The sequence below is a fragment of the Microbulbifer mixtoriginis (SeqCode) genome (assembly GCF_052468275.1).
The window spans coordinates 1644013-1666747 of sequence record NZ_CP174341.1 but is presented as its reverse complement, the minus strand read 5'-3'; the positions used below and the strand labels follow the sequence as shown (position 1 = coordinate 1666747).

The following is a 22735-nucleotide window of genomic DNA, read 5'->3' as shown; positions in this document are numbered from 1 at the left end:
CAGCCCTAGCCTGAAGTTATCCACACTTTCCTATTGCCGATAAAGACAACAACTTGGATGGATACACGCTAAAATAGCGAACTTTTTTTGGCACAAGGATTGATCTATGGGGGTCGAATTCAACTAGGCTGGGTTTATGCACAATTCCAGCCAAACTTTAGATACTAGCCAAACAAAAGCGGCAACCACGCCAACTGCATGGCTAGTTATGATAAGCCTTTTTTTAGGCGCCGCTTGTATCCAACTAGTCATTATGCGCTACCTGAATGGCGAGATGGCTCCGCAGGCCTTTGCAGCCGTATTAGAGCAGCTTATTCGAACGGAAGAAGTCCCCGCAGCTATTCAATCTTTAGCCATATTTTTCACCCCGCACATCACCAGCCTGACTTACTCACTGCATTTTGTCATTCTACTTGCCGGGGTACTCTTAATATTGCGGGTATTAATGACCCTAGGCGCCCTACTCATGTTTGTGAGCTTCATAGTATTATGGGGCTTTACTTATATGGGCGAAAATAGCTGGTTCTTTGAGTTTTTATCACCAGCTTTATATGCATTAGTCTTGGCGGTAAGCAGCTGTAGCTTCACCTCAAACATTCAGAAACCATCCGATCAAGCCTCATCTCATCCAACGCCCTATCACCAGCGTCTATTGGGCAGTATTCTGGCACCCGATATAAGCTTTTTGTCCTGGTGCCTCTGGGTGATTGTGGCATCTAGCGTGTTGTTTGCGATATTTTTGATGTCGCGCAACGGCGGCAATCACATACTTCTAGCCAGCCTTTTATCCAGTATCACCATTGCCGCCCTAGCAATACTTTCAAAATTTTTAGACCGATATCGCATAGTCTTACAGACAGAACAATCCAATCTGCTGGTAGGGCGTTGGATTAACCTGTTCACCATCACCATAGGTGTTATGTTGATTTTCCAGGTTTATGAAGACAGCTTACTGAACTGGTTTACCGTAGAGGGCTATAGAGGGCTGGTGAACTCCTATGTAGAATACGGAAACACCCCGCTATGGTTTCGCAACGCATTAGCCTGGGTTGCAGAGCATGCCAATATTTTTATGCCCATTCAAAGGGTTTTCGAAGTATCTGCAGCAATCTGTATGGTCATATTAGTTTTTCGGTTCCCTATTGTTCTATTTACTACCGGACTATTTGCCATTCTCTCCTTTACCGAATTCGGAGTAACCAATGTTTGGCCCCCAGCCCCTGGCAAGCCCCCGGCCTGGGTGTTTGAGCTACTACTCACAACTTTAGTGAGCTTAACCTGTGGCCTTTATTATCTTTTCGATGCTTTAAAATACAAATCCTGGCGTTACTGTCTGCTTGGTTCCAAGGTGTTTGATTCCATATCTAAGCTGGATAAACATCTATTGTTTATCTTGTTTTTCATCCTGGAGATAATTGTATTTTCAGTGAGCCCTATCAGTAAAGAAAATGATATATTAGCATTGCACTTGGCAGCACTTGCACTGATTCCTTTATTTTATATATTGATACTTGTAGATATTTATAGAAAAGACAACACAAAACACTAATCATCAATCAGACTTAATCTTGGCTAAAATGATAAGCGTCTATTCGCGGCTCTCTACTCTTTTATCCACATAATTTATTCACACAAAAATTTAGCACAGGAATCAGAAAAACCTAAACCAAAGGTTTGGATAAAAATCCAACATCAAAAACAGGTTACTAAAGAATTAAAAGCTTGTTAAAGCTGAGCACAGCATTTCTATATTAAAAAAACAGACAAACTCTGAGCCATACAACTTGGTTGTCAATAGAGGCTTATCTTTATTACTTGAAACCAAGTTAGAAAAATTAAGCTATTTATTTAAAAGACACCTCACCTAGGATTTCTCTACAATTTATTTCAAAACTTTAAATACAGTTTAGAAAGGAAGACATGGACATAACTTGCCATGCCCTAACTTTAAAACTAAACCAAAATATGATTCAAGAGATAACTTAGCACCTCATCATCTTCGACAACTAATCTTTCAAGCAAATCAAGATGATCACGATTATTTGCAATGATAAAATGACAGGGATTTCCGGACTTTAATAGCTTTTCTTGATACTCCTTTGTCTGACGAAAAAACTCAGGGGTATCAAATTCAGGTACTATCAAATGTAGTGGACAGAGCTTTCTACCTTCTCTTAGCGGCATTAACTGTGGGCTTACCTTCTCCGCCGACTCCATTGACATATTAATCGTGTCATTGACAAAGCTATTCACCAGTGGACGGATATCGAAAAGCCCAGCCAGAGAAAATGCGCCTTTGAACTTATCCTGCGTAGATTTTGAAATATCAAACTGGCTCCAATCTGTCTGATGTAACATCCCTACTAACTGACCACCTGCCGAGTGCCCCATCAGGTAAACTGCAGGCGTACCTCTTTGCTCTGCCTCCTTAAGTACCTTAGCCATTGCATACTGTGTCTGTTTTACTATGGACTCCATAGGCACGCCATTATTCCAATCCTGGGCCATACGATAACCAGGCATATAAACAGCAATCCCTTTTCTATTAAAAGGCTCAGCCAGGAAAGAAAACTGCTCTTTTGAGAACCATTGCCACCAACCTCCATGGATATAAATGACTATGGGTGCATCTTCAGCAACATTCTCAGGCCTAAAAATATCCATTGAGCCTGATAATTCCTCTTCCCCAAAACTAACTGTTTGCAGTCCACCTTTGATCGCCTGTCGGTAATTGGAGCTGTGACTCTCTGTGAATTCTACATGAGCTGGTAACAATTTTTCTGGCGGCAAACGATGATTCCACAGAGTCGGATTGTACTGTTCGTCAGTTTTTTCCCGAGTAAAACTATTCCAATATTCGTTCATGTTATATCCTTTCACTTCGCATTTTTGTCCAAGGCTTCAAAATGGTCCTCACGCAGGCGCATTGTGCCGTCCTCCTGGAGAACCCAGAGCTCTCGTGTAATTACTCCTTGCGCGTTATTCATTCTCCAGTTGCTGGAAAGTACGGTTGAAGAGTCATCTATTGCCTCGATTTTTGTATCCAGGTAAGTCACATCTGAGAACCCCTGAGCCACAAGATTTTCCCAGAAAGCCTGTATCTGCTCCCGCCCCTGGAATAGCCCAAATGGCTTGGCCATCATTTGCGCATCCTTTTCGTACATAGAAGCGCAGCCTTCTGCATTTCCTTGGTTGAAAAATGACTTCCAACGCTCGCTGGCTATTACAGTTTTTTCAATTAATGCCTTATTCAAACCAGATTCCTCTTCACGATAATTAAGTATTAACTTTCTGCAAGCATAGTGCCCCAGACACCGCCTTTTGATAAACAGCCATAAAGTTAAATTAGTGTTTAGAAGAATTAAACAATGAAACCCTATCTAGAAGGTATACGAGTATTTCTAGCTGTTGTTAAAGTGTGCAGTTTTACAGCAGCGGCTAATAGCCTGGCACGTACTAAACCGGCAAAGCCAGACGGTAACCCAACTGGAAAGAGGTCTGGGAATGAGGCTACTATACCGAAGTACCCGAGCGCTCTCGTTAACGTAAGCAGGCACGCAGTTCTACATTCCTTGCCATAAAATCAGAGATATTTATAGCACTGCCCTGGCAGACTTAAAAAGCACCAGTGAAAAACTCTCGGGACACTGACAATTACTGCGCCTCACGCACTTTTCGAGCCGGTTATTGTTCCAGCCAGCTCACAGAGCAGCATACACAGCTTAGTGTTCGATTACTCGCTAACAATACCCCTATCGACCTGATTGAATTACAGGTAGATATTGCAATTCGCCTGGTCAGCCTGGATTTGCAGTCAACCAAAGTATACGATCTAGGTGTACTCCGTAAAAGCCATTACTTTCAAGTAATAACTGCAATTTATTTATGCTGCAAGCAGATCAAATAATATCCCCCTTCCTTATCAACTATCCGATTCATTCGGACAACTCTCGTTAGCTGATTAACTATGCTCACTCTGTTTTTGATCTTTCCACGCCGATCATACTTGCTATAGCGTTTGCGACAGGAGTTTAATGCAATCCTAAGATATTTTATAAGTATCCACCATTTTATGATCTAAATAAATCAACTGGTAGATCCTCTCCTGATGTAACGATACACCGCTATATCTCTTTAAATAGATGGCTGTCTGCTGAAGATTTAACTCTTTCCGAGTTAGGCTGTCTATTTGTTGCCACACAACACCAATCACTTTCCGTGCCTTATACGCTTGCAGGCTTCTTAGCTCCTCAAACTTGTGTGCTTGCCCTAGGCGATATCCTCGCAATCCAGTATTGCCTCATAGCTCTCAACCGATCGTCAGAGGGACCTCATCAAGAGCTTTGCTATTACTTTCTGGGAGTGTCCAGCTTTTCTTAGGCTGTAAACCTGGTATCGCTGATTCTCACTCAGTTGATAGCAGCTCATCAGCGCCGATCTCTTGGTTGGGAGAAGTGACGATTCTATCAACTGGGCCCACCCTTACCAATTGCACTTATTATTCGAAACCAAGACCAGATGGGATTGCCTGGAATTCCATCTATAAAAACGCCCGCTAAAGCGGGCGTTTTTATAGAGCTTTTTAGTTCTTACTCTCCAATACCATGGAGGCTCCAAATTCTTGACGCAGTAGTATCACTACAGTCTCCTTTTGAAAGAGCGCCGACACCTTTAAGAGTACTCAGCTCTACTGTTTTCAGGCATTCACCAGTAGCTCTATTCTTAATACTGAAATGGTTAACCCCTGAATAGTTATATGGTCCAAGAAAATCCCAGGTCGTAGAATCACTCGGCACACTGCTTGGCACTAACTGTTCATATTTACGAATGTCGGTATCGTTACTGTCTTCGATATACTTGTCATTAGTGATATCATAGATCATGTAACCACCATTATATTTTACGAGTGCCATGTCTGTCAGATCACACGACCCATTGAAATAGGCAGTCTGACCCGTGCCTGTGTTTGCGGTATATCTTTTACCCATACAACGACCAACAGTCGATGTATTATCCTTTAGATAGATTCTCTCGGCATTTGAGGAATTGGGTAAATCTACAATATCAAATGCAAACAATTCACTTACCGCCGGATCAAGGCTGCACTCAACTGCAACTAGGCTTCCACTCTGGTAGTCAAGGCACTGTTTGGTATCTCGATTTTGCAGTCTAAAAACACCATCACTATTAAAGTCTGAAAAATTCCAAGTAACAGAATCTCCTGTAGCAAGGATAAATGCTATTCCAGCATCTTCCGTATCTGCCATATACCCTCCACTACCATACACAGCATAACCACCATTTTGCGGAAGAATATAAAAGAAAACAGATTCAATATCACAGCTTACCGGTGTACCGGTGTTGCTAATACACTTTCCTTCTCCGGTATGTCGCATACTGACAAAGGAATGCGTATCAGGGATATCGACTCCATCAATTTCCCAGATATCATTATCTATTTCATCACAATTAACTGCAGTGAGGCTGGCATTATCATCAAGAGCTAAACATCTTCCTGTGCTTGCATTAACAAAATTAGGATAAGGATCTAAACCAAAAGGGCCTACTCTTTCGGCTATCCATTTAGAGTCCAGCCCTTCACCAGACCGAATAACAAAGCCATCAGAGTCTTCGCCTTTGTCTTTAAAATTCCTGTTATCAGATATCCGAGTTATTTTAAATCCATCTTCAAATGGTCGGAACATAAAAATATTTTTACTGACATCGCAAGTATACTGTGCTTTTTTATCTGAACCGACACATAAATCAGTATCTCGGTATTTCAGTCTCACACCACTATAGGTTGGCACTGCAACAAGTTTACCATGTCGCATGGTGTCTTCATCTAGCTGGGCCACGGCCTCTGGACTCGCGTGACTATACCAGTCCCAAGAGTCTACAACCGCTGCCAAATTATGAAGAATATGGTTTCTTTCTGCTTCAGCAGGATATTTAGAGTCTTCAGAATATACTCCCGTCGGGGTAATATCCTTTTCCAAATAGCTTGTTCGGGCAGCCTCACAGGAACTTGACCCTGGAGCTGTATAAGAGTGGCTATAATAATTATCTGAATATTTATAACGACTATCACACTCGGTTAGCATTAGCTCTCTGTAGGCGCCCAATTCTGAACTATATACATCTACAGCTGCAGAAATCATACCCGGTATTTTTGTACTTTCAGTAATGAAAATACCAAGCATTTCCAGTACCGCTTTGTATGAGTCAAACTCGTCACCGATTACCCGATCAAAAGTTAAAAAAGTATTAAAGTCTGCATTACAGTTCGCTACGGAACCCTCTGGGGTAGTTAAATAAGAATCAATAAATTCTGAAGTGTCATACTTAATTGTTTTTAATAATTCAAGATCAACGAGTTCATCGCTATCTATACCATTCCAGGTTGGATAAACTTCCTGGCTAAAACAGAAACGATTAAACTCTCTTCTGTGCAACAATTCCATTTGAATAATGGAAACAAAAGCTGGCGCAACATTGTTAATCAAAGAGTCGTACTTAGCTTTCGATATTACTGGATTTTCTACGTTCACTTCATTTAGAGTATTTTTTATAGTTGTTCCCAGCTTTACTGCCAGCTCTTGATAATCATCTGCAATCTCGTCGTGGTAATACAAGTTACCTAAGTCAATAATTTCTGATTTTGCCCGTGATAAAATTCGATTTAGCTCGTTAAGATCAGCTTCAACAAAGGCCGATTCCAGATCAGAGATCCTATTATTGAATTGCTGCAAGCAACCAACAAGTTCTGGATCTGCCCCGTCTGTGGTTTCTGTGACAAACCCCCCAGTTATTGAACCATAAACAACTGGATACAAGCTTTTTAATATTGGAAAGTTAGAAGCGCCAAGCGTTGTGTTTATTACATTGTGGGCAACAACCATTCCTATCGCTTGACCATCAAGCCTCACAGCTGAGGTGGGTTCTCTTGAAGCATAGTCATAACAAGCGCCTGTTAGCTCCGCTGCGCTGGCAGACTGGTAAGCAACAGCTAGGGCAACACCTGCACATAAGCCCACCCTTTTCATAATTTTCATTTACTTAGGCCTCTTAAGAGATTTTTTACATTTAAATTAGAGCAAATTCCCATTTAAATTTAGCCAAATAAACTCAATAAAAGTAAGGTCCAGTTTGGAAAAAATCATGGTGCCAGAAACAAGGATTTTTAATTTTGAAAGTAAACCTTGAAGTGCAATAAATTAACTCAACAATATGGTTTCAAATGAAACCAATTGTCGCATTGATACTTCACAGTTTAAAATTGTGAAACCTATCAATTTTTTGCTTTATATTTTTTAAAGAAACTTAAGCAAATAATCATTTGGCGACACACTCTAGATATAATACAAAAAAATAATAGAATTTAAGTTTGAATTCTTCTTGGTGCAGGTAGTGAGTGCTCCAGACCTTTTTGACCTATCTCTTGATCGAAATCGCCCCCTTCAAAAGCAGCTCTATCAAATATTGATAGATTGGATAGTGAATGGGCGACTTACCAAGGGTACAAAGCTGCCCTCTTCGCGCAGAATGTCTGAGAGCCTGAATATCAGTAGAAACACCGTTATCCAAGTGATTGAGCAATTAAAAAAAGAAGGATTTCTTGTTAGCGAGGCATGTAAAGCTATTTACGTCTCCAGCAACTTAGATTTCAGCACCATTGAAACAGCCGAAAATTCTACTCTGAGCGAGAATAATCCAGAGCTCTCCTTACCACCACTCTCAGATTATAGTGAGACAATAAAATCTCGACCTAAACTTAAGTCGCGCTGGCCCATCCTTCTTCCTTTCTCACCAGGTGTGCCAGATTTAAAGTTATTCCCCTTTGCTATCTGGAATAAAATATATCGACAACACCAGGATAGGATACCAATTAGCGGGTATGGAGATCCACAAGGATACTTAGCACTAAGAGAGAGGCTAGCACAACATTTACTGGCCTCACGGGGTGTTCGTTGTACAGCTGAACAGATCATCATCACTAACGGAAGACAAGAAGCTTTAAATATATGTGCCCAAACAATACTTAATAGTGGCGATACTGTTTTAATGGAAAATCCGGGCTATAGAGGAGCAAGATTTGCTTTTCACACAAAGAATGCAGCCGTAAAGTTGATTGAATTAAAAGAAAATCGACTGGATATAGATCAATTAGTCAGAGAAGATAAACAAGCAAAACTCATTTATACAACAGCGACTTATCAACACCCTATGGGTGGGGTTATCCCACTTCAAGAAAGAAGTAAGCTACTCAATTGGGCTGAAAAATCGAAGTGTTGGATATTAGAAGATGAAGCCAACGGTATATTTTCATTTGAAGAAAAGCCGATAGCCGCCCTACAAGGCATGAAGAAAAACACTCCAGTTATATTTATTGGCAGTTTTAGCCGAACACTTTTGCCAAGCTTACGTTTGGGCTATCTTATAGTACCAAAGTCTGTTGTATCCTCTTTTGTAGATACTAAGTCCATACTTTCAGGACCATGTAACCAGCCCCAGCAAGCAGTATTAGCCGACTTTATTAATGATGGGCACTATGTGCGGCACATTCGCAGAATGCAAATAAACTATCAAGAAAAGTGGAAACACTTCTGTCAGCTAATTCATTTTCATTTAGAGCCAGATGTAAAGCTTATTGAAAGTAGTGCGGCTATGCTTGTAATTATAAAAACTCCAGGGCACGATGATATCTATTTGCATGAGAAGCTTAACCAGAGAGGCTTCGGGAGTACCCCATTATCTCTAACTGACGCCAACAAATCGAAAATATCCGGCCTAATATTAGGATGTGCCAATACCACTCACCTTCAACGTCAACAGTTCGTTGAACACCTATCGAAGCTTTTAAAAAATCAAGAGTAGCTATTCTAAAACTATTAATCTTGAGCTGGCACTTACTATAAAAATAAACATAATAAAACTATTAAAAATCACCAGCTAGGTGATTATTACTGATGCCTCTTAACAATGGGTTTCATCCACCTTAACAGCAGTGAAATTAACACCCCCACCCAATACAAAACTGTTGCTCACCCAATAAAGAAAACTTCAAACCTTATCAAGCTAAAATATTTAAGCATTATTTAAAGAGCATAATACCGCAATTATAAACTTCTAGACATTTACAACCGCATTAACTTATCGCACAGAATTATATGTGATTGCACTTTATAAAACTTTGCCCACCCCAAAACAAGTCACTGCATAAAAATTATATATTGCACTATTCGCAAATGGGCGCATCTCGACTATATAAGTTTTTCTCACGCTATATGCCCGCCCCAATAAGTCACCTAACTTTAACATAGGGAAATATCTTGCACTCCTAAATAAACAACTAAAAGTTAAACCGCTCCACTTACATTAAAACACCTTGCCATAATAATACCGGAATCAAATTCAACAACAAATAAGGCAATTAAATCAATTACAAACCAAAAAAGTAAGGTCCAGTTTAGAAAAAATCATGGTACCACCCGCTGAAAGGTTTTCTAAGGTGGTAAACTTGGCAAACTAATTTATGAAAAAAAATAAACTCTGCAATCCATACTGAATGATAACACTCCATATCTCCAATCATATCTGAAAGGAAGTGCAATAAGATTTAACCATCAAACATTATTGAACCAATAATAGATCTCTTAAATTTACACATACCATCCTAATTTAAAAAAATTGTACAATAATGCAGCATGTAAAGACTCACACAACCTAGATCAAACAGATGAAATTAAACTTGAAAGTTATCATTCTCCTATAAATTTAATTTTATTTAATGGTACCTACGGTGAGTGCCCCAGATTTTTCTGACTTAATCCTAAATCGAGACAAACCTCTTCAGAAGCAACTCTATAATGCCTTAATGGCACGAATAATTAATGGGCGTCTATCACCTGGAGTTAAACTCCCTTCATCCAGAAGAATGTCTGAATGTTTACAAATCAGCCGAAATACTGTCACGCAAGTAATAGAACAACTAAAAAATGAAGGATTTCTTTTTAGTGAAGCAGGAAAAGGGATTTTTGTTTCTTATCACCTACCACATTGTGTAATAGATTCAAACAAGTCAAATTTAATCAGTGAGAGTGGCAATAACAACAATGATCTTCCAGTGTTATCAAACTATTGTGAGATGTTAAAATCTCAATCTTCTCTTATGGCACGCTGGCCACCAACCCTCCCTTTTTCTCCAGGCATGCCCGATTTAAGAGCTTTTCCTTTTTCTATTTGGAATAAAATATATCGACAACATCAAGATAGGATTTCCATTAGCGGATATGGTGATCCAATTGGATATCTCCCTTTAAGAGAGAGACTTGCAGAATATTTACTTTTATCTCGGGGTGTTCGCTGCAATCCAGATCAAATCATTATCACAAACGGGAGGCAGGAAGCCTTAAACATTTGTGCTCAAACCATATTAAATCATGCTGACCCTGTAATTATTGAAAACCCATGCTACCGAGGTGCAAGAATCGCTTTTGAAGCCAAAAATGCAAAAATAAATTTTATTGATCTAGATGCAAATCGATTGGATGTAAGCAAAGTTTTACAAGCTAAAATAGAAGCAAAATTAATCTATACAAGCCCAACTCACCAACACCCAATGGGTGGCGTTATTCCAACTTATGAAAGAGACAAGCTCTTAGACTGGGCAGAAAAATCTAATTGCTGGGTATTAGAAGATGAATCTAATAGTGTGTTTTCATTTGGAGAAAAGCCGATAGCGGCTTTACAAGGAATGCGTGAAAACAGCCCAGTGATATTTATCGGTAGTTTTAATCGTGTATTAAAACCAAATTTACGCTTAGGCTATCTTGTAGTACCTAAGCCCGTAGTATCTTCTTTCACATATACAAAAGCCACGCTCTCAGGACCTTCAACACTACTTTATCAAGCAGTAATAGCTGACTTTATTGCCGAAGGACACTTTGTGAGACATGTGCGAAAAATGCAAAAACATTATCGGGATAAATGGAAGCATTTTTGCGAATTAATCACAAGTAAACTCGAACCAAATGTTAAGCTAATTAGAAGCAGTGCATCTATGTATGTTGTTATTAGTACACCAGGCTTTAATGACATCAAACTTGCACAAAAACTCAACCAGAATGGATATGGGAGTTCAGCGCTTTCCCTATCTTACGCAAATCAACCAGCCAAGTCTGGATTAATTATTGGTTGCGTGAATACAACACAGACTCAACGAGAGCAATTTGTGGAGCATTTAAAAAATCTACTAAAGGACAAGATAAATTATATTTGATATAAATTATACTGCTTCAACTCATTGATTTCACCCACCCTTAGACTGTATTTATATTAAACATCTACAGTCTAAGATTATCTCCTGATAATATATCCTGCAATACCTATCCGCAAAATTCCGCTATTACATCGCCTTAGAATATACAAGCCCTATAACTTACGGCCATACAATATGGGAGTACTATTAGTTCGCAGCAATAATTTAAATATGCTTTTTACCACTGACCTGACACCGAGCTCCCCTAAAAAAAAGAAGTGCCCCCCGGGAAGGGATATTGAAAAGTGGCTACCAGAGTTTTCAACTAGTCCTTGAAGACGCTCCCACTGAGCAGAAGAGAGGTCCTTCAATGCATTATCTCCAAGCACCCTCTTAATAAGCACTCTATTTCTAATAAACGCCCAGTTAGAGGTATTTAGTAATACGTTTTCCGCATCAGATATCGAATTACCATGAATAACCACAGGAAAAGGATAATCGTCGTAATTGAAAGTGTTCGCGGACTTAAGACTCCACCCTAAGTCTTCTACAAATTGGCCATTCTTATACATCAGGCCCGCGCCGATCAATCCCACAGGGGTGGCCCCCAGGATCCTCTGCCGATAAATATCTTTTGGGAGAATAGTGTGGCCGTTATAGGTACTTTGATCTTCCAGTGCCTGAAAAAACCAGGGGTATAAGCTCTCCCGGTTTGCCAGTCCTTCTGGTGTCATAGCGATATTTTCAGCATTTGCTTTTGGCAAGAAGCCTGGAACAGCGGGATCTCCCGACATGGCAACAAACATCACTATTGAGAAGCTCTTACCAATCGCTTCCCTCCCAAGAGCTCCGGCAATCTTGCATCCCATACTCCAGCCACAAACGATTACCTCACGTTGTAAGTTATTCTCAGTGACAATCTTGTCAATTACCTCCGCGACCTGCTTACCCCAGTCTGCGATGGTGAAATTGGGGTAATATCCCTCAAAGGCCTTATTGGCGATGGGGAAGGATATAGCAAGGAAGGGGTGGCCTGAACAATGTACCCAATAACTGATAAAGTCTTCTTCCCTGGCCTCGGGGCAGCCATAAAAGATACGTGCCAAGTGAGAGTTACCCGGCACAAATACCATTAGAGGTTTGGATTTATCTGCAGCTATATAGCGATAAAGAACGGGGAATCCTGCTGCAGTGCTCATTACCTCCCCTTCTTGCAACCTGCCAGATTCGGTGTTGCCCATGCCGTTTACCACATCTGAATTATCCTAGTCAGCAGACTTATTCGCTTAAGGGCACCTCTATTTAAGAGATTAAAAAACACCCCTCGCCCATCAGCTCTTGCTCTTACTTTTTCCTTTACCCCAAACTTCCTCAAGCCGCTGATCCCGCCCGCAGCGAAAGCGGTAGTATTTATAGCGTAGGGGATTGCGCTGATAATAATCCTGGTGGTAAGCCTCTGCCGGATAGAAAGTAGCGGCAGGCTTTATCTGGGTGACAACTTTCTTACCCAGCTCGGCCTCTACTTTCTTCTTACTCTCTTCGGCCAGCTTCTTCTCTTCTTCATTACCGTAAAAGATCTCAGCACGGTACTGGTCGCCCCGGTCACAAAACTGGCCACCGGCATCAAAGGGGTCCACGTTGTGCCAAAAAATATTGAGTAACTCGGAATAACTCACTTTGTTTGCATCATATTTAACTTGTACCACCTCAGCATGACCTGTACCACCAGCAGAGACCTGATCATAAGTGGGATTTTTCACATGACCTCCGCTGTAACCTGAGGTGGTTTCCAGCACGCCATTCACTTTGTCATAGGGTGGTTCCATACACCAGAAACAACCACCGGCAAAAATAGCAGTACGAATATTCGGGGAATCCTGGGCATATCCGAGGGTGGCAGCCAGGAGGATAAACAGAGTAAAGACGCCGCGCATAGCTAATTCCTGTGGACAATTCTATTGATAGGTAATCTTCTGTCGGCTTATAGGGTGAAACTCTTACAGTGTGACAGTGCCCTGGCAGGCACGCAGGAAAATATCGCGATATTCCACTGCGTTAAAAGACATTGGGTTACTGGCTGCAGACGGATCTTCTGCAGCCATACGACCAATCTTATCGGCATCATCGCTACCAATACCAATTTCTTGCAAAGTATGAGGAATGCCCAGCTGCTTACGCAGGCCAATAACCCAGTTAAGCACTGCATCAAAGCCACTCTCAAACATGTCTTTCCCGGTCAATTGCAAAGAGAGCGCCAATTGTCCCATGGGAACCTCTATGGCTGGCCTGTTCGCTACAAGGACATAGGGCATCAGTATGGCATTGAGTAAGCCGTGATGTTTATCGTAAAGGCCACCAAGAGGGTGCGCGAGAGCATGAATGGCTCCCAGGCCACGTTGGAAGGCAGTCGCACCCATACAGGAAGCAACCAGCATCTGCTGACGCGCCTTCAACTCGGTACCAATCATGTAAGCCCGCGGAAGATACGTTTTGATCAGCCGCATGCCTTGCAGGGCGATCCCCTCTGCCATGGGGTGGTAAATGGGGGAATAATAAGCTTCCAGGTTATGCGAGAGTGCATCCATGCCAGTGGCTGCAGTAATCTGGGGGGGAAGATCCAGAGTCAGCTCGGCATCCAGTATGACGATATCCGGCAATAGTTTGGGGTGAAATATCAGGCGTTTTACCTTCGCCTGCTCATCGGTTATGACCGCCACCCGCCCAACTTCCGAGCCAGTGCCCGCAGTTGTAGGCACGGCAATTACCGGGAGCATGCCGTCGAGGTCAACCCGCTTATAGTTATCGCCAATATCTTCAAAATCCCAAATGGGACGACGCTGCCCGGCCATTAGGGCAATCGCCTTACCGGCATCTATGGCTGAACCACCACCGAAGGCGATTACGCCGTCGCAATTTTTATCTCGTAACAGCTCGACACCACTGTCAATATTCTCACCATTGGGATTCCCCTTGATTGAGGAGAAAATCTCCACCTCCAGGCCGTATTCCTTACAAGGCACCAATGCGCGTTGAAGCAGTGGTATGCCTGCAATACCGGGATCCGTTACCAGTAAGGGGTGCTGCATATTGAGATCAGAGCAGGCTTTGGCAAGATCTGATATCCGGCCGGGACCAACCCAAATATTGGTAGGAAAATTCCAGTTTACCCGGTATTTATCCACATTATCCTCTCTGCCTTTACCGCCTAACCATTTAAAATTTCTAGTTATCCACAGTCTCTATGCGTTTAACCGATAGAATAAGGTTAAAAACAAATTTTCTGTTCATGACCTCAACGCTATCTGGATATCCCACCTGTAAAAGTTCGGGATTATTATCCATAGGCGAAACTACAGCTGAAAAAAGCGCGATTCTCATTTTAGTAATTGGACCTATAAAACCAGCAGAATCATCATTAATCGACTACATCTATTTAAGGCTCGATAGATTCAACCAACTTAATCACTGGAGTAAAGTCCACTGAATGACAGTCTCCTTGATAGGACGCAATCAGTAGATCGCTCCCATCCCCCAAAAACCAATTTGCCGAACACTTTCCTTCCGATGTAAAAGTGACAAAGTAACCTGAATATTTGCCAATCTGTACCGAAGAAACTGGATGCTCCAATGAGTGCATTTTTAAGAACGCACTGGGGTCTCCTCCATTAACCAACAACCCTTTCCTCAGAAAAAAACCCATCACATTGCCTGTATCATTCTGGCAAAATTCTATTCCCACATAGTCATTATATTCTCTGCGTATCGACCAACCATCAGGGACCTCTAGAGCAATATCTCTATAAACATAGGACTCCGCGTTTAGCACTAGGGGATAAGTTAAGAACACACCATAAATACAACAGGCAATCCACCTCACAACATTTCCCTCTTTACTGGTTTACTAGCCCCCAACTTTAAAATGAAATGATTTGGGCCTGGTTAGCTGCTCAAACCCGACTCTGGACAAAGTACATCCCCTGCCAGACTGTTTAACGCCGCTCCAGGCCAATTCCGGGTCTAAATAGTCGCAGCGATTGAGAAACACTGTGCCCACTCGCAAGTGATCGCCAATTGCCAGGGCAGTTTCTTCATCCTGTGAAAAAATAGCTGCCGTCAAACCGAAAGGGCTGTTATTCATTAATTCTAGAGCTTCACCATCGTCATGGACTTTTTGCACCCCCAAAACCGGGCCAAAAGATTCATCGCGCATTACCCGCATTTTTTGCCGCACACCAGTGAGTAATTGTGGTGCCATATACTGAGTACCGCGCCTGTCCATGGAAAATTTACTGCTGTGCAGGTGGGGCTGGGCGCCCTGGGCCACTGCTTCATCAATTTGAGTGCGCACTTTGTCGGCAGCCTCTGCATTGACTAACGGACCCAGGGTTGTTTGAGGGTCATCGGGGCGCCCCAATTGGTAATCATCCACTAGTGCCACAGCGCGTTCGACAAATTCTTCAAATAGATTTTCCTGCACATAGGCACGTTCAATACCACAGCAAGACTGGCCGGAATTAAAAAAAGCACCATCCACTACAGCCTCTACCGCTAGTTCAAGGTCCGCATCTTCACGCACATAAGCGGGGTCCTTACCACCCAGCTCCAGTCCCAACTGGATAAATCGGCCGGCAACGATACGCTCTATATTGGCCCCGGCGTCCACAGATCCGGTAAAAGCAATATGCTGGATTTCTTCGGCACAGGCTAAACGTTGCGTATTGGAATGATTGAGGTGCAAATATTGAAATACTCCGTAGGGCAGACCTGCTTCCCTGAAAGCCTCCACCATACGCTCGGCGCACAAGGGCGTTTGTGCCGAGTGTTTTAATATGACCGCATTGCCGGCCAGTAAGGATGGCACCAGTGCATTTACCGCGGTTAAATAGGGGTAGTTCCAGGGGGCGATCACCAGGGAAACCCCCAGCGGTTCACGGCGTATAAAGCGGGAAAATCCCGGTTTAATTGGCAAATGGATATCTACAAGGGCCTCCTCTGCCAGATTTGCCATGGCCGTAGCGCGCTCTGCAAAGCCATCTATTTCCCCCGGTGCAAAACGAATGGGCCTGCCCATCATCCAACAGAGTTCCTCAGCCAGACGATGCTTGCGCTCTGTGAAAAACTCCACTGCACGGTGGACAATGGCAATACGCTCCACCAGAGGGGTCAATCGCCAGGCTTTTTGTGAAGCCGCCGCCCTATCCAGGGCTACACGAATTTCAGCCTCTCCGGCCAGGGCCCGCTCCAGATATACACTGTTATCGACAGGGGAAATACAGCGAAGGTGGTGCATATTAAATATTCCTTATCCACGGCTTATTTTGATTTCCTTACCATCCAAAAAATCACAAAAGCGGGCTTTTAAAAGGGCCATTTAAATAATTTCAAAATACCTATCCAGCTCCCAGTCAGTAACATGGCGGCGATACTCGCGCTCCTCCCATTCCCGGCTGGCGGCGAAATGCTCAATAAATTCACTGCCGAATAATTCATGAGCCGTCTCAGAATTTTTTAGGCGCTGGGTGGCATCCCATAAAGTGGTAGGCAACGCCTGCTGTGCCTCTTGTGTCAGGGTATAGGCATTACCCTCGATGGGGGTACTGGGCTGCCACTGCTGCATGATTCCGTAAAGGCCGGAGCCCAGGGCGGCGGCCAGCGCCAGATAAGGGTTAGCATCTGCAGCGCCCAGGCGGTATTCAACCCTCTGTGATTTTTCCCCGCCGGGGATCGCACGCAAGGCCGTGGTGCGATTTTCCACGCCCCAGTTCGCACCGGTAGGCGCCCAGAAACCCGGAACCAGGCGACGGTAGCTGTTGATAGTTGGCGCGAACAGAGCCAGGAACTCTGGCATCAGGCGCTGTTGGCCGGCGATAAAGTAACGCATGGTCTCACTGATTCCCTGGGGCTGAGAGCCATCGAAAAACGCGGCATTGCCGTTATTCAAATCGCGCAGCGATAAATGAATATGACCACTCTGCCCGGGAAGATCGCTGGACCAGCGCGACATAAAAGTCGCCATCAGGCCCATACGCTGGGCCAGCACTTTCATAAAGGTTTTAAACAGTGCGGCTTTATCCCCAGCAGCCTCGACCCTATCCACGGCGATTGCCGCTTCGAGAACCCCCGGGCCGGTTTCTGTATGAAGCCCCTCCAAAGGGAAGTCCATACACTCACCCATTTCGAGGATTTCCCGGTAGAGTTCGGCATGAACCGAATTGCGCAGCATTGAATAGCCAAACCAGTCCGGCGTGAAAGGCTTCAGATTGCGAAAGCCCTTTTCCCGTACCGACTCGGGTGTCTCATCAAATAAAAAGAACTCGTATTCCAAAGCCGCGAAGGGCTCAAATCCAATAGCCCGACAACGGTCTACCACCCGCTGCAGAGCCGCACGCGGACACACGACCTGAGCCCGTTCATCAAACTCCGCCAGGAATAACAGCATATTGTCTTCAAAGGGAATATCGCGACAACTGTGGGGCAGGATGCGCACCGGCGCGTCTGGGTAGCCCGTGTGCCAGCCGGTATAACGGGTATTGTCATAGAGCTGGTCTTTGACATCCCAGCCCAGCACCACATCACAGAAGGAAAACCCCTGCTCCAGGGCAGAGAAGAATTTTTCACGGCTCATATATTTGCCGCGCATGACCCCATCCAAATCAAACAGGCCCACTTTCACATGACTGAGACCGCGCCCCTCAACGATGGCACGAGCCTCCTGAACGGTTTTTACCTCCCGCGCTTTGATCATGGCCATCCCTGCCCATTGTTGTTATCAATGTCCTACAGGATAGACCCGCCAGCCGAGCCTTGACGCCCCATATTTCCTTTAAGGGCGTGACTTTCAGCCGTGCCGAACTGCATATATAATCCGCGCTCCAAATTTTTCGTTTTACCCAGTTCAGGACCAGCAATGAGCTTCGACAAGATCCCCGCAGGTAAGGACCTGCCCAGCGATATCAACGTAATCATCGAGATCCCTGCCAACTCCGACCCCATCAAATATGAGGTGGACAAGGACTCAGACGCCGTATTTGTGGATCGTTTCGTTGCCACTCCCATGTTCTACCCAGCCAACTACGGTTATGTACCCCAGACTCTGTCCGAAGACGGCGACCCCCTGGACGTACTGGTAGTGGCACCCTACCCGGTAATGGTTGGCTCCGTAATCCGCTCTCGCGTGATCGGCGTTCTGAAAATGACCGACGAATCCGGTGTTGACGCCAAGCTGCTGGCGGTACCTCACACCAAGCTGACCAAGCTGTACGATCACGTTCAGGAAATTGGCGACCTGCCCGAGCTGCTGCTCAAGCAGATCGAACACTACTTCGAGAACTACAAGGCTCTGGAAGCCGGCAAGTGGGTGAAAGTGGAAGGCTGGGCCGACGCTGAAGAAGCGCGCAAAGAAGTGCTTTCCTCTCGCGAGCGCTACCTGAAAGAAGAAGGCTAATCACAGCTTCTCTTAAGCCCGGCACGATTTTGTATTGGCCGGGCTGACAGGCATAAAAAACCGGCATCTAGCCGGTTTTTTATGCCTGGGCGCTGTAATCAACGCGAATCGCAGAAGATCTAATTGAGATCCCATTGGGGAATATTGACTGGTGCAGCAACTGTTTCGGCCCGCTCGCTCTCATCCAGTAACAACCCTTCCGCCGCGCGCAGGCTGATATGTTCGGTGGGCACCTGCACCTCCGCTATCGACTCGCGTTCGTGGTCCTTAATCAGATTGCCCTCCATTGGCGCGAGCGTCCAGTTTGGAACGCGAGGACCCTCTGGCTGAGGTGTTTGACTCGGCTCGGGCACCGGAGGGACGTCTTCAGGGCCACCCTCGCTTTTCAGATTGACCTGAGCCCCAACCTTGGCCAAGGTCGCTTGAAATTGCTCCGCCTGGGCGCGGCTCAATCCTTTGCGTAACACCAGCGGTCGACCACTAAACAGTTTTTCCACTGCCTGCGGGCTGCTCTTAAACAAGCGCGCCAAATTGGCCTTCACATCACCGGCGGTAAACCCGGCAATCAGGTCGCCGCGGAAAATCAGGCTATAGGTGGCTTGGGTCATCACTCAATCCCTATGTGTAATGCTGGTTGGATAATGCTTGCTGCAGTGAGTTTATTCTTCGGAATCCAGGGTTTGATCCATGGTAAACGCGGGGGCCTTTTCTATCCGGCCACCGACTTGACGCGCGGGGACACCGGCCACTGTGGTGTGGTCGGGGACGTCCTGTAGAACCAGGCTACCCGCTGCAATCTTCACATCCTCACCCACCCGCACAGGCCCCAATATCTTGGCACCGGCACCGATCATAACCCCGTGACCAATCTTCGGGTGGCGATCCCCGGAACCGCGACCGCTGCCGCCCAGAGTCACCGAATGCAAAATAGAGACATTGTCGCCCACCACCGAGGTCTCTCCCACGACCAGGCCCGTAGCGTGGTCAATCATAATGCCGCTGCCAAATTGAGCTGCGGGATGGATATCCACAGAAAACTGTTCCGACACACGGCTCTGGAAGTACAGCGCGAGCGTCGTGCGGCCCTGCTTCCACAGCCAGTGGGCAATTCGGTGCGACTGCAGTGCATGAAAGCCCTTGAAGTAGAGAAAGGGGGTGAGGTACTGATCACAGGCTGGATCGCGATCGTACCAAGCACAGATATCCGCCAGCATACTGCGGGATATCCCTGTATCTGCTTGTAATGCCGAAGCGATCACCTCCTGCAAAGCGGTGGAGGTGAGTGCATTGTGATCCAGGACTGAGGCTAACTGGTCGGCGATTGCGTGCTCCGCCGACTTGTGGCGCAGCACCGTATTGTGAAAATAACTCGCCAGAATCGGTTCATCCCTGGCGGCTGCGGCAGCCTCTGCGCGCATAGCACTCCATACGTCTCTGGGCTCAGTTTGGCTGTCGATATTCAGTTCCTCACCTGTCGTACTCATTTTCCCGGCGCTTTCCTACTGTATTTGATTTGTCTCACACTACTTTGCGCCATTGGGCCCGCGCAGCTTCGCAGGAATACCAGGGCCTTTCAAGCGCCATCCGGCGGTGAAAATAAAGCGTACCGATTTACCTAGATTTTGCTCAGAGCGGCATATCTGTTGGATAACAGTGATCCGGAATCCATACAAAGCGCGTATAGATGTGCTCCAGCTGCTCGCAAACCGTGTCACACAGCGCCAAGTCGCAGGAGCGCAACTGCGCCTCCAGGCGTTCGGGTGTCAACAGGTGCTGTAGCTCCAGGGCTCGCGGTGCATAACTCAAATGCCAGCGCTCCGGTGCAACGCCACCGAGATCTTCGGCATAGGGACGAAACAGGCCGTAACTTTGCCCCGCGGCTATACGCTGATCCAGCCATTGGTGAAAAGCGCCAAAAACCCCATCATCGACCACTTCCTGTGGGGTGAGCTGTACCTGGTAGTCCTCGGCTACAGCGGCGGCATCGATAATGTCGAAATCAGTACCCCAATGGTGGCGCGAGGCACCGGGCAGTGCCGACCAACGCAGTATGGCCAGCACTAACTCCCGCGGCGGCAGCTCAGAGACTTCAAGCTCTACGCCATCGGTGTTCAGCACTGGACGCAGTCCTTGTGCCTTGTTATTCCAGATGGTGCGCTGGCGCTCAAAGCTGCGAAAACCTGAGACCACCTTGGGGTCAAAACCGGCATCTCGCGCATCGCGCCGCAGGCGCTGAAATGCCACCAGTGCCTCAGGGTGCAGCAGCTGTCCTGAGGGTGGATCGAGGATAACGTGCATATCGGTTAGCCCGAAGAGCATACTCTTAAGCGGTGTGGATAACATTTGGCTCCTATAGACAGGCGATTTTCAAAAGGCGGGCTAAAGTGAGTAAACCCCCAGCTATTACTCTACCAAAGAGCGGCATGGAATAAGTGGCCACTGGAAATGCTAGGCAAAGTAATAGGCGCTGTCTTAGGCCATGCGGCGGTTATCTTTGTTGGCAGCTTGCTAATTTATGTTAAGTTCAGCCCCGCGATTGGGGATTGATCGTGACTACTGGACGGAAAACCTTGCAGGGAAAACTGAATGCACCCAAGTCAATCAGAACTACTTAAGCTGAAAAATTTGGGGCTCGCCTCCGTTAACATCCTTCACTCCATTGGTATTCGCACCTACGAAGACCTCCATCGTATTGGCCCGGTTGAGGCCTTTATCAGTATTCGCAACCGCGGGATCAACGCCTCGCGCGTCATGCTTTATGCACTGCAAGGTGCTCTACTTGATGTGCACTGGAACGATCTGGACCCAGATCTTAAACAGCAATTGGTGACTGAAGCCGACCGCCTGCTGGCTACACAGAATTCAAACTAAAGCCTGTCACCAACAATTTTAGAAAGGGAAAAGCTACGCTGGGGCCCTTGCGCATCTGAGTGCCTGCGCAAGATGTACCGAGACGTTCGCACAGGCCCTTAATGCCTTACCCCATGCTACGGCTACGCAATAACTCGAGCTTTTGTCACACAAACCACCACAACCTATCTAAACTTGTCTAAGGGCAAAGAGACGGAGAGAGCCGATGTTGCGCATTGGGCTATTCCTGCTGACCAACCTTGCGGTATTAGTTCTGGTTGGCATCATCTTCAATATTTTTGGCATCGGGGGCATCCTTCAGGCCAACGGGGTCGACCTGAATCTGGGGGCACTGTTACTCCTCTGCGCTCTTTTTGGGTTTGGTGGTTCGTTTATATCCCTGTTTCTCTCCAAGACCATCGCCCGCATGAGTACCCGCACCCAGATTATCACCGAGCCGCGCAGCGCCGATGAGCAATGGCTGGTGGAGACTGTGCGGGAGCTTTCGCGCAAGGCCAATATCGGTATGCCGGATGTGGGTATTTTTCCCATGCCCCAGGCCAACGCCTTTGCCACCGGCTGGAATCGCAACAATGCCCTGGTCTCTGTAAGCGCCGGATTACTGCAGCGCTTCAGCCGCGAAGAGGCCCGTGCGGTGATCGGCCATGAGATCGGTCACGTGGCCAACGGCGATATGGTAACTCTGGCGTTGATTCAGGGAGTGGTGAATACCTTTGTGATGTTCTTCGCACGGCTGGTCGGTTTCTTTGTCGACCGGGTGATACTGCGCAATGAGCAAGGCCTTGGCATCGGCTATTACGTTACCTCTATCGTGATGGATATAATTTTTGGCTTCCTCGCCATGTTTATCATCGCTTGGTTCAGCCGCCGTCGGGAGTATCGCGCAGACCACGCCGGCGCCACCCTCGCCAGTCCCAATTCAATGATCGCCGCACTGCAACGGCTCAAAGTAGAATCTGAACGGGGTCACGAAGAACCGCTGCCGGGCAATATGAAAGCCTTCGGTATTTTCGGCAATATGGGCGCACTATTAGCCACCCATCCACCCTTGGATGATCGTATCCTGGCCCTGCAAAACTTCCGTAAGTAATACCCAGATTGCTGTTGGCACGTTTTAGGGGCGGGTTTTAATTCATTGCCGCGCCCCCATCTTCACTCCC

At 45.7% G+C, this 22735-nt stretch carries 18 protein-coding genes; 6 read left to right on the top strand and 12 right to left on the bottom strand.

Going from position 1 to position 22735, the window contains the following annotated elements; genetic code table 11:
- The first annotated feature begins 208 nt into the window (after positions 1 to 208).
- On the top strand, positions 209 to 1549 hold the full coding sequence (locus tag ACJJIC_RS07255) for a hypothetical protein (RefSeq protein ID WP_445356687.1): 1341 nt from the start codon (positions 209 to 211) through the stop codon (positions 1547 to 1549).
- Between the two features lie 404 nt (positions 1550 to 1953).
- Here the strand turns inward: ACJJIC_RS07255 and ACJJIC_RS07250 are convergent, their stop codons facing one another.
- From ACJJIC_RS07250 to ACJJIC_RS07240, 3 genes are all read right to left on the bottom strand, one after another.
- Positions 1954 to 2865, bottom strand: a complete 912-nt coding sequence (locus ACJJIC_RS07250) for an alpha/beta hydrolase (protein ID WP_445356686.1) — start codon at positions 2863 to 2865, stop codon at positions 1954 to 1956.
- Between the two features lie 11 nt (positions 2866 to 2876).
- Positions 2877 to 3254, bottom strand: a complete 378-nt coding sequence (locus tag ACJJIC_RS07245) for a YybH family protein (protein ID WP_445356685.1) — start codon at positions 3252 to 3254, stop codon at positions 2877 to 2879.
- A 1335-nt stretch (positions 3255 to 4589) separates the two neighbouring features.
- Positions 4590 to 7055 (bottom strand): hypothetical protein, encoded by a 2466-nt coding sequence (locus tag ACJJIC_RS07240; RefSeq protein ID WP_444887068.1) that lies wholly within the window; start codon positions 7053 to 7055, stop codon positions 4590 to 4592.
- 355 nt (positions 7056 to 7410) lie between these two features.
- On the opposite strand from ACJJIC_RS07240, the gene pdxR (ACJJIC_RS07235) reads away from it, so the two are divergent.
- Together pdxR (ACJJIC_RS07235) and pdxR (ACJJIC_RS07230) are read left to right on the top strand one after the other, a co-directional pair.
- A complete protein-coding gene (gene pdxR / locus ACJJIC_RS07235) occupies positions 7411 to 8877 on the top strand; it encodes a MocR-like pyridoxine biosynthesis transcription factor PdxR (RefSeq protein ID WP_445356684.1) in 1467 nt (488 codons plus the stop codon).
- Between the two features lie 925 nt (positions 8878 to 9802).
- The gene (pdxR, locus tag ACJJIC_RS07230) at positions 9803 to 11281 is read left to right on the top strand and encodes a MocR-like pyridoxine biosynthesis transcription factor PdxR (RefSeq protein ID WP_445356683.1); all 1479 of its coding nucleotides are present in this window, start codon (positions 9803 to 9805) and stop codon (positions 11279 to 11281) included.
- A 152-nt stretch (positions 11282 to 11433) separates the two neighbouring features.
- Here pdxR (ACJJIC_RS07230) and ACJJIC_RS07225 read toward each other — a convergent pair whose 3' ends face one another.
- The 6 genes from ACJJIC_RS07225 to ACJJIC_RS07200 form a co-directional block, all read right to left on the bottom strand.
- Positions 11434 to 12459, bottom strand: a complete 1026-nt coding sequence (locus ACJJIC_RS07225) for a hypothetical protein (protein WP_445356682.1) — start codon at positions 12457 to 12459, stop codon at positions 11434 to 11436.
- Between the two features lie 132 nt (positions 12460 to 12591).
- Positions 12592 to 13194 (bottom strand): peptide-methionine (S)-S-oxide reductase MsrA, encoded by a 603-nt coding sequence (msrA, locus tag ACJJIC_RS07220; RefSeq protein ID WP_445356681.1) that lies wholly within the window; start codon positions 13192 to 13194, stop codon positions 12592 to 12594.
- Between the two features lie 63 nt (positions 13195 to 13257).
- Positions 13258 to 14442, bottom strand: a complete 1185-nt coding sequence (locus ACJJIC_RS07215) for an iron-containing alcohol dehydrogenase (protein ID WP_445356680.1) — start codon at positions 14440 to 14442, stop codon at positions 13258 to 13260.
- A 251-nt stretch (positions 14443 to 14693) separates the two neighbouring features.
- Positions 14694 to 15137: a hypothetical protein gene (locus tag ACJJIC_RS07210; protein ID WP_445356679.1), complete on the bottom strand. Its 444-nt coding sequence runs from the start codon at positions 15135 to 15137 to the stop codon at positions 14694 to 14696.
- 24 nt (positions 15138 to 15161) lie between these two features.
- Positions 15162 to 16550: an aldehyde dehydrogenase family protein gene (locus ACJJIC_RS07205; RefSeq protein ID WP_445356678.1), complete on the bottom strand. Its 1389-nt coding sequence runs from the start codon at positions 16548 to 16550 to the stop codon at positions 15162 to 15164.
- A gap of 81 nt (positions 16551 to 16631) precedes the next feature.
- Entirely contained in the window at positions 16632 to 18005 is a 1374-nt protein-coding gene (locus ACJJIC_RS07200; RefSeq protein WP_444889525.1) for a glutamine synthetase family protein, read from the bottom strand.
- Between the two features lie 162 nt (positions 18006 to 18167).
- On the opposite strand from ACJJIC_RS07200, the gene ppa reads away from it, so the two are divergent.
- The gene (ppa, locus tag ACJJIC_RS07195) at positions 18168 to 18704 is read left to right on the top strand and encodes an inorganic diphosphatase (protein WP_020412430.1); all 537 of its coding nucleotides are present in this window, start codon (positions 18168 to 18170) and stop codon (positions 18702 to 18704) included.
- Between the two features lie 119 nt (positions 18705 to 18823).
- On the opposite strand, the gene ACJJIC_RS07190 is transcribed toward ppa, so the two are convergent.
- From ACJJIC_RS07190 to ACJJIC_RS07180, 3 genes are all read right to left on the bottom strand, one after another.
- Positions 18824 to 19312: a hypothetical protein gene (locus ACJJIC_RS07190; RefSeq protein ID WP_252083152.1), complete on the bottom strand. Its 489-nt coding sequence runs from the start codon at positions 19310 to 19312 to the stop codon at positions 18824 to 18826.
- 51 nt (positions 19313 to 19363) lie between these two features.
- The gene (gene cysE, locus ACJJIC_RS07185; protein WP_252083153.1) at positions 19364 to 20188 is read right to left on the bottom strand and encodes a serine O-acetyltransferase; all 825 of its coding nucleotides are present in this window, start codon (positions 20186 to 20188) and stop codon (positions 19364 to 19366) included.
- Between the two features lie 142 nt (positions 20189 to 20330).
- The gene (locus ACJJIC_RS07180) at positions 20331 to 21047 is read right to left on the bottom strand and encodes a M15 family metallopeptidase (RefSeq protein WP_445356677.1); all 717 of its coding nucleotides are present in this window, start codon (positions 21045 to 21047) and stop codon (positions 20331 to 20333) included.
- A 243-nt stretch (positions 21048 to 21290) separates the two neighbouring features.
- Between ACJJIC_RS07180 and ACJJIC_RS07175 the strand changes: the two genes are divergently transcribed.
- Both ACJJIC_RS07175 and htpX read left to right on the top strand, forming a co-directional pair.
- Positions 21291 to 21575, top strand: a complete 285-nt coding sequence (locus ACJJIC_RS07175; RefSeq protein ID WP_252083155.1) for a TfoX/Sxy family protein — start codon at positions 21291 to 21293, stop codon at positions 21573 to 21575.
- 205 nt (positions 21576 to 21780) lie between these two features.
- The gene (htpX, locus tag ACJJIC_RS07170; RefSeq protein WP_252083156.1) at positions 21781 to 22665 is read left to right on the top strand and encodes a protease HtpX; all 885 of its coding nucleotides are present in this window, start codon (positions 21781 to 21783) and stop codon (positions 22663 to 22665) included.
- Positions 22666 to 22735 lie beyond the last annotated feature (70 nt).

Excerpts from the sequence above, each read along its gene's own strand:
- ACJJIC_RS07175 (WP_252083155.1), top strand. The coding sequence starts at position 21,291 with ATGCACCCAAGTCAATCAGAACTACTTAAGCTGAAAAATTTGGGGCTC.
- ACJJIC_RS07205 (WP_445356678.1), bottom strand. The coding sequence starts at position 16,550 with ATGCACCACCTTCGCTGTATTTCCCCTGTCGATAACAGTGTATATCTG.
- ACJJIC_RS07190 (WP_252083152.1), bottom strand. The coding sequence starts at position 19,312 with ATGACCCAAGCCACCTATAGCCTGATTTTCCGCGGCGACCTGATTGCC.
- ACJJIC_RS07180 (WP_445356677.1), bottom strand. The coding sequence starts at position 21,047 with ATGTTATCCACACCGCTTAAGAGTATGCTCTTCGGGCTAACCGATATG.
- cysE (WP_252083153.1), bottom strand. The coding sequence starts at position 20,188 with ATGAGTACGACAGGTGAGGAACTGAATATCGACAGCCAAACTGAGCCC.
- ACJJIC_RS07250 (WP_445356686.1), bottom strand. The coding sequence starts at position 2,865 with ATGAACGAATATTGGAATAGTTTTACTCGGGAAAAAACTGACGAACAG.
- ACJJIC_RS07225 (WP_445356682.1), bottom strand. The coding sequence starts at position 12,459 with ATGAGCACTGCAGCAGGATTCCCCGTTCTTTATCGCTATATAGCTGCA.
- ACJJIC_RS07240 (WP_444887068.1), bottom strand. The coding sequence starts at position 7,055 with ATGAAAATTATGAAAAGGGTGGGCTTATGTGCAGGTGTTGCCCTAGCT.
- ACJJIC_RS07200 (WP_444889525.1), bottom strand. The coding sequence starts at position 18,005 with ATGATCAAAGCGCGGGAGGTAAAAACCGTTCAGGAGGCTCGTGCCATC.
- htpX (WP_252083156.1), top strand. The coding sequence starts at position 21,781 with ATGTTGCGCATTGGGCTATTCCTGCTGACCAACCTTGCGGTATTAGTT.
- msrA (WP_445356681.1), bottom strand. The coding sequence starts at position 13,194 with ATGCGCGGCGTCTTTACTCTGTTTATCCTCCTGGCTGCCACCCTCGGA.
- ppa (WP_020412430.1), top strand. The coding sequence starts at position 18,168 with ATGAGCTTCGACAAGATCCCCGCAGGTAAGGACCTGCCCAGCGATATC.
- ACJJIC_RS07255 (WP_445356687.1), top strand. The coding sequence starts at position 209 with ATGATAAGCCTTTTTTTAGGCGCCGCTTGTATCCAACTAGTCATTATG.